This window comes from Nocardia sp. NBC_01730, from assembly GCF_035920445.1.
Lineage (GTDB): Bacteria > Actinomycetota > Actinomycetes > Mycobacteriales > Mycobacteriaceae > Nocardia.
Window position 1 is genome coordinate 3,248,596 of sequence record NZ_CP109162.1, and the last position, 12,981, is coordinate 3,261,576.

12 protein-coding genes and 2 pseudogenes are annotated in these 12,981 nt (G+C 63.7%); 10 read left to right on the forward strand and 4 right to left on the reverse strand.

Features of this window, described 5'->3' with window-relative positions; translation table 11 throughout:
* The first annotated feature begins 268 nt into the window (after positions 1-268).
* The 5 genes from OHB12_RS12510 (at position 269) to OHB12_RS36300 (ending at position 2,707) form a co-directional block, all read left to right on the forward strand.
* On the forward strand, positions 269-409 hold the full coding sequence (locus OHB12_RS12510; protein ID WP_327119140.1) for a hypothetical protein: 141 nt from the start codon (positions 269-271) through the stop codon (positions 407-409).
* A gap of 354 nt (positions 410-763) precedes the next feature.
* Positions 764-1,138 carry an integrase core domain-containing protein gene (locus OHB12_RS12515; protein ID WP_327119142.1) on the forward strand — a complete coding sequence of 125 codons (375 nt, stop codon included), beginning with the start codon at positions 764-766 and terminating at the stop codon, positions 1,136-1,138.
* A 15-nt stretch (positions 1,139-1,153) separates the two neighbouring features.
* Positions 1,154-2,254, forward strand: a complete 1,101-nt coding sequence (locus tag OHB12_RS12520) for an IS630 family transposase (RefSeq protein WP_327119144.1) — start codon at positions 1,154-1,156, stop codon at positions 2,252-2,254.
* A 1-nt stretch (position 2,255) separates the two neighbouring features.
* Positions 2,256-2,408 carry a hypothetical protein gene (locus OHB12_RS12525; protein WP_442800021.1) on the forward strand — a complete coding sequence of 51 codons (153 nt, stop codon included), beginning with the start codon at positions 2,256-2,258 and terminating at the stop codon, positions 2,406-2,408.
* Positions 2,409-2,455: 47 nt separating this feature from the next.
* The gene (locus OHB12_RS36300; RefSeq protein WP_442800022.1) at positions 2,456-2,707 is read left to right on the forward strand and encodes a transposase family protein; all 252 of its coding nucleotides are present in this window, start codon (positions 2,456-2,458) and stop codon (positions 2,705-2,707) included.
* Positions 2,708-3,510: 803 nt separating this feature from the next.
* Here OHB12_RS36300 and OHB12_RS36305 read toward each other — a convergent pair.
* Complete coding sequence (locus OHB12_RS36305; RefSeq protein WP_442800023.1) at positions 3,511-3,780, reverse strand: hypothetical protein; 270 nt, start codon at positions 3,778-3,780, stop codon at positions 3,511-3,513.
* A gap of 420 nt (positions 3,781-4,200) precedes the next feature.
* On the opposite strand from OHB12_RS36305, the gene OHB12_RS12535 reads away from it, so the two are divergent.
* Entirely contained in the window at positions 4,201-6,843 is a 2,643-nt protein-coding gene (locus OHB12_RS12535) for an ATP-binding protein (RefSeq protein WP_327119146.1), read from the forward strand.
* Between the two features lie 174 nt (positions 6,844-7,017).
* Positions 7,018-7,268: pseudogene (locus tag OHB12_RS12540) on the forward strand (transposase); the annotation flags it as partial.
* 294 nt (positions 7,269-7,562) lie between these two features.
* On the opposite strand, the gene OHB12_RS12545 reads toward OHB12_RS12540, so the two are convergent.
* From OHB12_RS12545 to OHB12_RS12555, 3 genes are all read right to left on the reverse strand, one after another.
* Positions 7,563-7,919 (reverse strand): YbaB/EbfC family nucleoid-associated protein, encoded by a 357-nt coding sequence (locus tag OHB12_RS12545; RefSeq protein WP_327119148.1) that lies wholly within the window; start codon positions 7,917-7,919, stop codon positions 7,563-7,565.
* A gap of 121 nt (positions 7,920-8,040) precedes the next feature.
* Positions 8,041-8,169: a hypothetical protein gene (locus OHB12_RS12550; protein WP_327119150.1), complete on the reverse strand. Its 129-nt coding sequence runs from the start codon at positions 8,167-8,169 to the stop codon at positions 8,041-8,043.
* Positions 8,170-8,917: 748 nt separating this feature from the next.
* The gene (locus OHB12_RS12555) at positions 8,918-9,970 is read right to left on the reverse strand and encodes an IS630 family transposase (RefSeq protein ID WP_327119051.1); all 1,053 of its coding nucleotides are present in this window, start codon (positions 9,968-9,970) and stop codon (positions 8,918-8,920) included.
* 580 nt (positions 9,971-10,550) lie between these two features.
* Here OHB12_RS12555 and OHB12_RS12560 point away from each other — a divergent pair.
* The 3 genes and pseudogenes from OHB12_RS12560 to OHB12_RS12570 form a co-directional block, all read left to right on the forward strand.
* Positions 10,551-11,314, forward strand: a pseudogene (locus OHB12_RS12560) (IS5 family transposase); the annotation flags it as partial.
* 242 nt (positions 11,315-11,556) lie between these two features.
* Positions 11,557-11,886, forward strand: a complete 330-nt coding sequence (locus OHB12_RS12565; protein ID WP_327119152.1) for a hypothetical protein — start codon at positions 11,557-11,559, stop codon at positions 11,884-11,886.
* Entirely contained in the window at positions 11,883-12,959 is a 1,077-nt protein-coding gene (locus OHB12_RS12570; protein ID WP_327119154.1) for a tyrosine-type recombinase/integrase, read from the forward strand. The genes OHB12_RS12565 and OHB12_RS12570 overlap by 4 nt, the downstream gene beginning before the upstream one ends.
* Positions 12,960-12,981 lie beyond the last annotated feature (22 nt).

The window sequence follows — 12,981 nt, forward strand, 5'->3', positions numbered from 1 at the left end:
CTGTATCACTCGCATGTGATCGAGTGGCGCCGCGCCCGGGATGCGGGGGCGTTGAACGCCCTGTCCGCCAGGCCTTCTGGGCCCAAACCGGCCAAGTCCGACGCCGAGCGGCGAGCTGAGAAGCTGGGAGCCGAGAACGCCCGTCTGGCAGCGGAGCTGGCCAAGACCCCGAAGGCGTTGCAAATTCTGGGAAAGCGCACGAGCTGTTGGAAATGCTGTCCGACAGCGCGGATTTCGAGACCAAGCCGCCGAAGTGATCAATTCTGCAGTGACCGAGCTGGAACCGCTGGTCGGAGTCACCGCTGCCTGCCTGTTGACCGGCAAGTCCCGGGCCACGCTGCATCGGCACCGTAACCCGAAGCCACCCGAGCAGGGGCCTCGGCGGCCGGTGGTGCATCGGCCTCCCTGACCGCCGCCGAGCAGGCCGCGGTGCTCATGGCGCTGCGCAGCGATCGGTTCGCCGGCAAGTCACCGGCGCAGGTGTGGGCGAACCCTGCTCGACGAGGGCACCTATTTGTGTTCGATCTCCACCATGTACCGGCTGCTACGTGCCCACAGCGAAAGAACGGCGCCGTCAGGCCAGCCACCCGGCCCGGACAAAGCCGGAGTTGGTGGCCACCGGCCCGAACCAGGTGTGGTCGTGGGACGTCACCAAACTGAAGGGACCACACAAGGGCATCTACTACGACCTACTGGTCATGCTGGACATCTTCTTCCGCATGGTCATTCACTGGAAGCTCGTGCCATCTGAATCCGGTTGTGTGTGGCACGGCGATTCCAGCCCGACGCCGTCGCCGCGAACAACGGGATCCTCCCCGGATACATCCATGCCGACAACGGGGCGTCGAGAACCAGCAAACCCGTCAGCGCCTTGCTGGTCGATCTGGGCGTCACCCGCTCACACTCCCGCCCATGGGTCAGCAACGACAACCCGTACTCCGAGGCGCAGTTCAAGACATTGAAGTACTGCCCGTCGCTCCCGGAACGGTTCGCCTCTATCGGCGCGGCCGACCGGTTCTGCCGAGCGTTCTTCACCTACTGCAACACCGACCACCACCATTCCTGGATCGGATTACACACTCACGCAACGGTTCACGACGGCACCCCTAGTGTTCCGCGCCTGAAATTCGTTGGTTAATTGTAGGATTCGGCGGTGGCGAGGACTGGGCGCCCGAGATCGGGTCCGGATTTGGTGGTGACCGAGGCGCAGCGTCGGGAGTTGGTGCGGGGTGCGCGGGCGGCGACGTCGACGCAGGCGTATGCGTTGCGGTGCCGGATCGTGTTGGCGTGTGCCGAGCCGGGAGCGTTCAACACCCATGTAGCGGCCGAGGTAGGCGTGTCGGCGATGACGGTGCGTAAGTGGCGGGGCCGTTTCATCGAGTACGGGCTGGCGGGTCTGGCCGATGAGCAGCGGCCGGGTCGACCGCCGTCGATCCTGCTGGATCAGGTGCAGCAGGTGGTCGAGTTGACTCTCGAACAACTACCCTCCGATGCCACACACTGGTCGCGGTCGGCGATGGCCGAGCGGACCGGGTTGTCGAAATCGACGGTCGGGCGGATCTGGCGGCGGTTCGAGCTGAAACCGCATCTGACCGATGGGTTCAAGCTTTCCACCGATCCGTTGTTCGTGGAGAAGGTCGTGGATGTCGTTGGCTTGTACCATAATCCGCCCGAACGAGCGGTGGTGCTCTGTGTCGATGAGAAGAGCCAGATCCAGGCTCTGGATCGGTCGCAGCCCGTGCTGCCGATGATGCCGGGCATGCCGGAGCGGCGCACCCACGACTATGCCCGCCACGACACGACCAGTCTGTTCGCTGCGTTCAACATCGCCGATGGCACAGTGATCGGCGAACTGCACCGCCGCCACCGAGCGACCGAGTTCCGCAAGTTTCTGACCAGCATCGACAAGGCTGTACCCGCCGAGCTGGACGTGCACGTGGTCTGCGACAACTACGCCACCCACAAGACCCCGCTGGTCCAGCAATGGCTCGCGGCGCACCCGCGCTTCCACGTGCATTTCACCCCGACCGGCTCGTCGTGGCTCAACCAGGTCGAACGCTGGTTCGGCTTCCTCACCCAGCAACTGCTACGCCGCAGTGTCCACAAAAGCGTTGCCGCACTGGAGAAAGACGTCCGCAACTGGGTCGACCAATGGAACACCAACCCGCGTCCGTTCGTCTGGCGCAAGACGGCCGAGGAGATCCTCGACTCTCTCGCCCGATATCTGCAACGGATTTCAGGCGCGAAACACTAGCGTGATCCGTGCCAAACGCGCCGAGGTCCTCACCATCGCCTACCTCGCCAACCCCCAACGATTCCGGCACCCACCAACACCACCGAAACTCCCCGAATCCACCTGGATCAACGAACCCCCGAAGGACAACACCGACACAGAACACGCAGCCTGACTTGTCTCATCCGGTTTGACCGGTTCCGGTTGATCATCGATGATGTAATGGCCGGGGCCGATGTGGTGCGGGCCAAGACGCCGAGCGGTGTCGCCGGGTGCCCAGGTTGCGGGGCGGAGTCGAGCAGTGTCCACGGGTATCACCTGCGGACGGTGACCGATCTGCCGCTGGACGGTCAATCGATGGTCGTGCACATGCTGATTCGGCGGCTGGTGTGTGCAACAAATTGTGCCGCAGAACGTTGCGCGAACAGGTGCCTGCCGTCATCGAACGCTATCAGCCACGCACTACACGCATAACCACCCAGCTGCGTGCGGTTGTGCGTGAGCTGGCCTGGTAAGCGAGCACTCATCTGTTATCGGCACTGTCGATGCGCGTGTCGAGACGTACCGCCATCCAGGTTCGGCTGCGTATTCCGTTGCTCCAGCGACGCGTACCGAACGTGGTCAGCGTGGACGATTTCGCACTGCGTCGCCGCCACCGATACGGCACCGTCGTGATCGATGCCCGTGACCCGCGAGCGGATCGATGTGTTGGCTGACCGCAGATCGGAGCCTGTTCAGGCATGGCTGCGCGAGCATCCGGGTGTCGAGGTTTGTCGTGCGCGACGGCTCCACCGCATATGCCGATGCCATCCGACGTGGTCCGCCCGGTGCGACGCAGGTGTCGGATCGGTGGCATTTGTGGCATGGATTGGTGAGGGTGGTGGTCGCCCACAGTGCCTGCTGGTCGACCGCGGCACCGAAGTATCAGCAGCTCAAAGGATGGCTGACCACCCAGCAGCGCTGGCACGCCGTCCACGATCTGCTCGACGAAGGAGTCGGATCGCTGGATCGCTCGCGCAGACTCGGTGTCTCGCTGAACACCGTCAAACGCTACGCTCGCTCACCCGAGCCGTACCGGCTGCGTCGACCACCGCAATACCGGTCCTGCCTGGCCGACCCATACCGCGACCACCTGCGCGCTCGACGCGCCGCAGACCCCGGCGTGCCGGTCCCTGCGGCTGTTCGCCGAGATCAACACCGGAGGCCTCAATTTGCTCTACAGATACGTCAACCAAGCCGCCTCGACGGCGGCCGAATCACATTGCCTGCCAGGCGTTTCACCAGCTGGATCCTGACTCGCACCGCCGACTTGCCCAATACCCGTTGCGCCCTGACGACGAGATCACCGCCGAGCGTCCGGAGATGACCGCCCTGGTCAGCTGGTCCGTGAGTTCGCCCGCCTCATGACTTAGCGCCGCGGCGCGGACCTCGACACCTGGGTCAAGCAGGTCCGCGAAGCCGGACTGAGCGAACTCGAACCCTTCCTCGCCGGCCTCGACCAGGACCGCGACGTCACCGTCACCGTCGCCGGACTGACCCTGCCTCACAGCAACGATCCCGTCAAGGGCATCAATACGATAAAACTAATCAAACGGCAACAGATGTACGGACCTGCAGGATTCCCCTTACTACCGCCACCGCACCCTCCTCGCGTAACTGCTTATCGCCGAATGTGAGACAGAGCCGTTGGCTGGACGGACCCTAATCCGGTCTCGGGATATACCGAGCTATGCCGAATTCGGCATAGACGGGAGACTGTCGCCCTCCATTCTGTGGGACCCAGGGGCGAGAATCCCCTGGGCACCCGACCTGAGATCTGGATCGTGACTTCGTCAGTGACGTCGTTCGCGTTGTCAGGTTGGGCGTTGACCCTGCCGCTACCCGTGGGTAGGCCACGTTCTGGCTGGCATGGTCCTTGGGGTGCGAGGGTAGAATCCCGTGGTGTGCAGGTTAGGTGGCGGGGACGCGTGGGGAACCTCCCAGCTTCTGCCCACAATTTCGTGGGTCGGGACCGTGAGCTGGAGAGGATCAGCACGCTGTTGGTGGGTTCGGCGCGGTTGATCACCCTCACTGGCGCGGGCGGGATCGGGAAGACCCGGCTGGCCGCCGAAGCTGTCGGCCGGTTCGCCAAAGCCGGAGCCGGAGCCGGAGCCGGGGAGATGCGAGTGTATTGGGTGCGGCTGGCGCGGTTGGCCGCTGGTTCTGACACGGTCGCGCTCGAGGAAGAGATCGCCCACGCGGTGATCGAGGCCGATTTCTCCGGACGGTCGGCAGCAGATGCTCTGGTCGACAGGCTTACCCGCACCGACTCGACCGGGGGCGTTCCGCGGACCGTGCTTGTGCTGGACAACTGCGAGCATGTCCTGGCGGGGGTCGCTCTGGTGACCGCGGACCTGCTCGATGCGGTACCGGAGTTGACGGTTGTGGCCACCAGCCGCGAGCCCCTCGGCTGGGCCGACGAATACCTGATCACCGTCCCGCCCCTGCCTCGCCAGCATGCCTTGATGCTGTTTCGGCACAGAGCCGAACTCACCGGCCACACCATCACCGGCACAGACCAGACCACGATGGCCGCCGCGATCTGCCGCCACGTGAACAACCACCCCCTCTATATCGAGTTGGCGTCGGCACGACTGCGTCACCAACCGCTGGCGATGATCCTGCAGGGACTTACCGGCCACGCCGATGACACACGATTGCGCTGGTCGCGCGGCCCTTCTGTTGGTACCGAGCCTCGGCATCGCGCGGTCACCGACGTGATCGCCTGGTCCTACAACCTGTGCAGCGACAAAGAACGCCTGCTCTTCGACCGGCTGTCGGTGTTCGCCGCAGGTTATGCCACCAACCCCGACGACATCGATGCCGATGTCGCTTTGGATGTCGGAGCCGACCTGGAGGCCATCGAAGCCATCTGCAGCGATGACGAGAACACCGACAGCGATAACAGTGCAACCGACGATGACGGCGGTAGTCCCGGTGTGGTCCTGGCTCGCCACGAGATCGGGGAGCTGCTCGAACGGTTGGTCGATCAGTCGCTGGTGTCGGTGCACATGACACCTACTACGGTGCGGTATTCCCTGTTGGAAAGCCTGCGGGTGTTCGCTCAGCAGCGACTGCGTCACCGCCCCACCGCCGAGATCGACGAACCCAGCCGGCTGGGCGACCGCCACCGCCGCTACTACCACGACAAAATCGCCTACGCCGCAGTCCACTGGTCCGGCCCTGAAGGACAGAATCTGCTGGAGTGGGCTCGAGCGGCTTGGGCCAATATCCTGATCGCGATCGAGACAAGCATCGCCTCCCCCTGCCAGGCTGAGGCCGGGCTGGAGATCTGTCTCGGGCTCACCGCCCTGCAAGCGGTCGGTGTCGGTGGCGCGATAGGAGAACATCGTCGTTGGACGCAACGTTGCCTCGATGCCACCCGGACCTCGACCCCGCAGCCCACCGACCTGCAGATCGGGGCCATGGCCACGATCGCCTTGCTCGCTGCGCTTCAAGGCTGTGACGAGGACGCCGAGCGGATGCTCGAGGACTGCGTCGCCGCCTGCATCCCCGACCCGGACACCAGACGGAACTGGCGACACACCGCTGAATCCGATATCGGCCTGCCCGCCCCCGCCGAATTCGCGTGGGGGGCAGAGCTGCTCTACGTTCACCTCGATGCCCGCGCCGTCACTGCGCTCACCCGCGCCCGGGACAAATTCGATGCCCTCGGCAATTACGTCGCGGCATCGCGAACCGAATCGTCCGCAGCCGTTGCTGCGGGCCTGCTGGGAACCTCTCACCAAGCCCTCGAAATCTCCCGGCGTTGCTACGACCGCGCGAGTGTGTCCGGAGCGCCGTGGGATAAGTCCTGGGCCGAACTCGGTTTGGCGATCGCCTTGACCAAACACGGCGATCCCGCCGAGGCGTTGGCCGTAGGACGGTCCTCGCTGGCCTATCAACTCGCCGCCGGCGACGCGTATGTCGGGTGGATGGTGGTGGAGATGCGGGCCTGGTCGTTGGCGCGTCTGATCACCGATGCGGTCGCGGCCGGAAACCCCGACCACACCAGGTTGGTCGCCGTGGCCACCGAAATCGCCCACCTGACCGGTGGAGTGAAAACCCTCCGAGCCAGACTCGGCATCAACCTCGCACAGATGAGGCCATATGCCGAGGAGTCCGATAAAGCTGTCGCTGTCGCCCGCCGGCTGCTCGGATCCGATGCCTACGCCGCAGCCGAAACCCGAGGCTCGCGTCTGCGTCCGGAGCACAACGAAGTGCAGCGGCTGGCCCTGGGTACGCTGAGCGTCGACACCCCACCGGTGAAGGCCACCACATCACACTGGCACGGGCTGACACCTGCCGAACAGCAAGTCGCCATCCTCGCTACGGCCGGATGGACCAACCCCGAGATCGCCGCCCGCCGCGGAAAATCGGCCAGAACCATCGACGCCCAAATGGCCGCAATCCGCCGCAAACTGGCCATCTCCTCACGCGAGGAGATCATCGAACACATCCCCAAAGACACCATCGACCAAGTCCGCACCGAAACCATCCGACGACCCCACCGAAACGGCTGGAAACCACCACCACCGCACCCACCACCACCACCACCACCACCACGATAGGACCGACCCCACCACGACCCGCTGCCCAGCTGGGTCCAGCGCTGATCCTTCCGCTGCGGGCGGGACGCTCAGTTCTCGGTGTGCTCATCACCGTTCGGCCCGCCGACGCGACGCTCCTCGCCGCCCCTGCCGATTCAATGATGGCCGAGATCGCCGGCTGGCTCCCCAGCCTCGTTCCTGAAATTCCCGGCCCCGATCCGGAAACTCGTCTACACCGCGAATGCGATAGTAAGCCTAAACTCTCGGTTCCGGCATGCCACTCGTCAGCGTGGTCACTTCCCGAACAAGCAAGCCGCACTCAAGATACTCTACCCCGTCATACGGAATTCGTTGAAAAATCGGCAGAACATCACTGGAAAGATCGCCGGAAGAATATACTGAACACGCGCGCACCTTTCTACGGTGAACGGGTAACTGGAAAATAGGTGGAATGGTCATCGTTTCGCCCACAAAAATTCTGACACTCTCACTATTGACCCACGCTGCCGGCAGACATCGACCCCTGTCCAGACGAGCGGACTCCCGACGCGGCTCGGCGCCGAGCACAATGATACAACTGTCGTGTCAGTGCATAGTCCCCGCCGGACACAAAAAACACGCTCCGGTGCAGCTTCTTTGTTGCTTCGAGTGGGCGTTTTGCAATTAAATCGTCGTCCCACCTGGAGCACGCTCGGAGGAGCCGTGCGAATCTGTGGAACGCGTCGCAGGCATTTCGGAATTCATGCCGATATTCCTTCGGCGGGTTCCGGCATTCGCGGCAGAAGCGCCTGCTTCGCTGCCAACGATGCTATCAGCTCCTGATTCTTACAATCCACTGCGGCTGCGGCGGCCTGAACGACTTCGGTCACGGTCTTTGCCAGTTCATCGGCGGTAAATACTTGGCTGATATCGGAAGCGAAACGGGTCTCGATCACCATACCGTTTGTGTTGACAGTCACCCTGACCCGCTTGTCGCGCGACAAGGCTGTCGCAGTCAGAAGGACGCGCTGCCGCTGCGTCTCTTCGATAATGCGTATCTGTTCCTGGATCTGCGTCAGCGTGTCAGGGTGGCCGACCCTGTCGCGTTCGCTGCTCATTTCCACCTCCTCGCGCTGATTTTTGTGCCCGACTCCCGACAAACGATCACGGGCTGACGCCAACGTAACTCGTGCGGAAGTCCCCCGGGGATGGGACCTCCTTCTCGTGCCCGATGAAGGCCTAACCCTGCTCGAATATGATCGATATCTCGGCTTCGAAGATATCCGGGTCGGTGTAGAGGCTTCCGTGCACCCGATCGGCCAGTATCAATTTGTCGATATCTTTTGCGGTCAACGTCTTCGCTGTCACGATTCCTCGATACCTGGTCGTTGCTGCGGGGACATTCGGCCCTACTGGGAATGGCTTCGAACATTCCAACCCTCCGTTTTCGGTAGCTGACGATAGTCTTTGTGCCATAACCATTCGGCGCGGAACTTTGCCCACTGCACAGTTGCGCGTTTGGTGCCGTGCGGGGGAACGAGCAGAGTGGCCGGGAGATCGGCGAGACGACCGAGTCGCGACAGCTGTTCGAGTTGGTGGTGGCCGCCGGTCCGGGCCAAGGTTGCCAATCCGAGTCCGATCGTGCCGCGCAGCAGCGGGTGGGCGATTCGCGTTGCGATACTTGCTCGATTCGGCCGCTCCACGACGAGCGAGGACACGTCGGGTCGTGGGCGGGGCCACGCGGCCGTCGTGGTCATCGCTGTTCTCCGGGCGATCCGGTCAGCGTCGCCCCGACAACTCGCTGGGAGGTCGGGTGTCGAGCGCCATGTCAACTGTGCGCTGGACAGTGCACCGAACGGTACGGCCCGATGGTGCAGGTCGATAGTCGAGATAACCGACCGGAAGCGCTGCAGCAGCTGATGAGCCGATGAAAGACCACACCGGCCCGGCAGAATTCGGAAATCTGGCACCCTTTTCCCAACCTTCCGGCCCTGAAACCGCTCAACCCGACAAATGACAAGCCTCAGGCAATCGGAAGGTGCTACACATCGGCCCATGCTCAGGGGCCACCTACAACGACTACCTACAAGCAGCCCCGAGCCTTATTGAGCCGAAACTATGTCATTTCCTCCAGGGTCGTGTAGCGGACGTGTGGGGCGTGGAAGTAGCCGCGCACGATGTCGGGTTGCCGCTGGCGGCGGTGCGGGAACCGGCGGGTTTCGCGGGCGAGGTCGTTGCGGGAGCGGGCGCGGGCGGGGTGGACGTGTCGTTTGATGTCGGCGTTGAGGATCTCGTCGGGGTTGAGCTCGGGACTGTAGCCGGGCATCAGGTGCAGCTCGATGCGGTGGGCGTTGGCGGCCAGCCATGCGGTCACCGCCTTGCTGCGATGCACCGGGTGCCGGTCGGCAATGACATGGACCTTGCGGCCGGCCTGGCGGGCGAGCCGGTCGAGAAAGGTGATGAACACCTTCGCGGTGAAGCGGCCGGTGAACACCGAGAACCACAGTGCGCCACGAAAAGCGATGGCGGACATGATGTTGACGCGCAGGCGTTTGCCGTTCACATGCACCACCGGTGTGCTGCCCTTCGGCGCCCAGCTACGCCCTGGAGGGGCGGTGTCGCTGCGCAGCCCGCACTGATCGGTCCAGGCCACCACCGCGTTCTCGCTGCGGACGCGAGCGACGATGGCGGGGTACTCGGTATCCAGCCAGGCCCGCACCTTATCGGGTTTCTGCTGGTAGGCCCGCCGCGCCGGGCGTTGCGGAGTGAACCCGTGGCGGCGCAGCCATTTGCCCACACCCTGCTCGGTCATGACGACCCCGACGACCATGCGGATCAGCTCGGCGACCAGGGCGCGGGTCCACAACGGGCCGCCGATCAACAACTCCTCGGGGGTGTAGTCGGCCATCGCGGCGAACAACACCGCCCGGTCCTCGGCGCTGATCAGCTCGTCTCGGCCGGTACGAGATTTCACCGGCGCGGCAAGCGCTTCCCGACCCCCAGCCTGGTACCTACGCCACCACGTACCCACCGAACGCCGCGAGACACCGAACACCTCGGCAGCCTCGCCGTAGCTGCGTACCCGTTCCGACTCCAGCGCGGCCACCACCCGCAGCCGCACCACCTCCTGCGCAGCGGGTGACAACCGCCGCAGGTCCTGATCACTCACGCATCCTCAACGAGCAAGGCAATCAAGAAGTTTCAGTTCAATAAAAGAGCCTTCGGTAACTCAGTGAGTCGTTCCGGTCGGATTGTGCTGTGGTGTAGGACAGTCGCTATGTGCCGAAGGGGATGCTACCGTCGGGTGGGCGAGAGAGGGTCCGAAAGGGCGAGCGCACCAATGCCGTCGGGATTTCGACGTGTCGCGGAAGCGTCGTATGCGAGCGTTAGAGATGTTCGAGGCGGGCAGACGGCAGGTGACATGGTCGCCGAGAATCGGCAGCTGCGTAAGAAGGTTGCCGAGCTCGAGCGGGTCAACGCGGTGTTGCGTTCTGCGAGTGCGTATTCGCCTCGGAGCTCGACCAGGTCCGGAGGTGATCATGCGGTTTGTCAAGGAGCATCCGCAGCAGCCGGTCGAGCTCGTACTACGGGTGCTAGGCATCGCGTCCTCGACCTATTACGGGTGGGTCGAGCGGGCGAGGAATCCGTCGTCGCGGCGATTGCAGGATGAACAGTTGCTGGCTGAGATCATCGATATCCACACCAGTTCCGGCGGGATCTACGGGTCGCCGAGGGTGCATGCGCCGTGGATCGTGGATGACCAGTTGTGGGCAGTGATCGAACCGCTACTGCCGGTCCGCGAGCCTGGGAAACCCGGTCCGGCGCGGATGGACGACCGACTGCCGTTGCAGGTCATCCTGTTCGTGCTGTTCACCGGGATCGGGTGGGAGGACTTGCCCCAGGAGTTGGGTTTCAGGTCCGGGATGACCTGCTGGCGCAGGGTGCGGGACTGGCAGAAGGCTGGGGTGTTCGAGGCCGTGCACGAGTCGATGCTGGCTCACTGTCACGCTGCCGGGTTGATCGATTTCGACCGGGTCATCCCCGACGGCTCGCATGTGCGGGCGATTAGGGGCGCCGACACCGGCCCGAGTGCGGTCGACCGCCGCAAGACCGGCTCGAAACAGCACATCCTGCCCTGCGGCAACGGATTACCACTCGCGATCACACTGTCTGCGGCCAACGTCAACGACCAGCTGGTACTGCCCGAACTACTCGACAAGGTCAGGCCACTGCGCGGACCGCCGGGTCGGCCACGCCGCCGGATCACCACCTTGATCGCGGACAAGGGCTACGACTATCCCCGCGTCCACAACGAACTGCGGCAACGAGGCATCACGGCTACATCCCGCGCCGCGGCACCCGCGACAAAGTCTCGGGGCGATGGGTCGTCGAACAATCCCTTGCCCTGCTCCACCAATACCGGCGCCTGGCCACCCGCTGGGAACGCCGCACCGATATCCACCACGGATTCCTCAATCTCGCAGCCGCCCTCATCTGCTGGCGACGACTCCGGTTACGGCTCGGTGTGGCGAAATTGCCGAAGATCGGGTTTCATGGATACGGGAGGATCAGCAGGCTGGGACGAGAAGCGAGATCCTTATGCCTGCCCGGCCACCGATCAACAACAGCATTCAGCCCGACACACTTGTCGGTTTCAGTGGCTTGTTCACCTCGAACCGCAAACCGTCACAGTTCGACAGCGTTCCCCTACGGTTTCCCTTAACCGAGCCGGTCAGCCCGATCGGTGAGATCTACTTGGCAACAACCACGGTCGATATCAGGGGACGCCTCGGTGAACGCTCCGCAATCAAAACCCTGCGTTGGGAACCGGGCCAGCCGATCGCCCTGTCCGCCGAGCCAGGGCTCGTCATCGTCGCGGCCGAGCCGACCGGCCGATGGACCATCGGCGCCGCCGGCTACCTCAGTCTGCCGGCCCGGCTACGCCGCGAGTCCCACATCGGGCTCACCGATCGCGTCCTACTCCTCGCAGCGCCATACGGTGACCTGCTGGTGGTCTACTCCACCGCGTATGTCGCCGACGCAATGGCGAGCAAACATCTCCACCTTCGGGCACCGAAGTCATGAAGTCGGACGATGTCGCCACCGCATTGCATCTACTGTCCCGGCTCGGGCTCACCATCGAGGACCTGTCCATCGCGATGCCTCCGTCCACGGAGGTTCCGACGTTTACCTCGTACCTCACACAATTGCGCGAGTCGCTCCCACCCGTCACCGTCAAGAACTACGAATCGTACTGGCGAGTAATCGAGAGAGCCTGGGGTCCGAGAAAACTAGATGGTGTTACATCCACCGAAATCGACCGGCTCGTCAACCAGCATCGGGCCGACGCCGTCGTGCGATCCAACTCTCGCGATGGCCGCGGAGCCGCTGCCAGCTTGATCTCGGCGTTGAGGTGTATCTACCGCTACGCCGAGCGCGACGTTCTCATACACCCAGCCGACAACCCTGCCAGCAAAATCTCACGCCCACCACAGCTCCCCAGTTCGCGCCATGCCTTGTCGCGGACTCAGGTCATGGAACTCGCCGAGGTTGCGTCCACGACAGGCAATGACCCCGAACTCGACGCTCTCATCTTCCGTCTACACCTGGAAACTGCGTGTCGACGCGGCGGCTCCCTCGCCCTCGATGTGGGAAACCTCAACAGCACCGACTGCCTGGTCCAGCTTCACGAGAAGGGCGGCACAGTCCGCTGGCAACCTATATCCCCGTCACTGACAAATCATCTGCTGCAGCACATCGGGAGCCGCGGGGGAATCGATACGACGACCAAGCTTCTGCGGTACCGCAATGGCAGACCGATGGGCCGCCGTCGCTTCGACTATCTCAGTGAGCGCCTGCGAGACCACCTGCCATGGGCCGACACCCTCCAATTCAGCATCCACTGGCTTCGCCACACCACCCTCACCTGGGTCGAGCGCGAATACAGTTACGCCGTAGCCCGCGCTTACGCGGGCCACGGCCAACGAGCCAGTACTTCCACCGGGGCAACCTTCACCTATGTCCGAGCCGGACTGCCCGAGGTTGCCCATGCTCTGTCGACCCTGACCGGCGAGCCTCATCCACTGGCGGACGCCGCCCGGCATCCGCTCGCGGCACAACCGACGGACTCCGCGCGACCACCGGACGGTAGGATATGACCTTATGAGCACGCAAACATCG

Excerpts from the sequence above, each read along its gene's own strand:
- OHB12_RS36300 (WP_442800022.1), top strand. The coding sequence starts at position 2,456 with ATGGCCGGGGCCGATGTGGTGCGGGCCAAGACGCCGAGCGGTGTCGCC.
- OHB12_RS12545 (WP_327119148.1), bottom strand. The coding sequence starts at position 7,919 with ATGAGCAGCGAACGCGACAGGGTCGGCCACCCTGACACGCTGACGCAG.
- OHB12_RS12570 (WP_327119154.1), top strand. The coding sequence starts at position 11,883 with ATGAAGTCGGACGATGTCGCCACCGCATTGCATCTACTGTCCCGGCTC.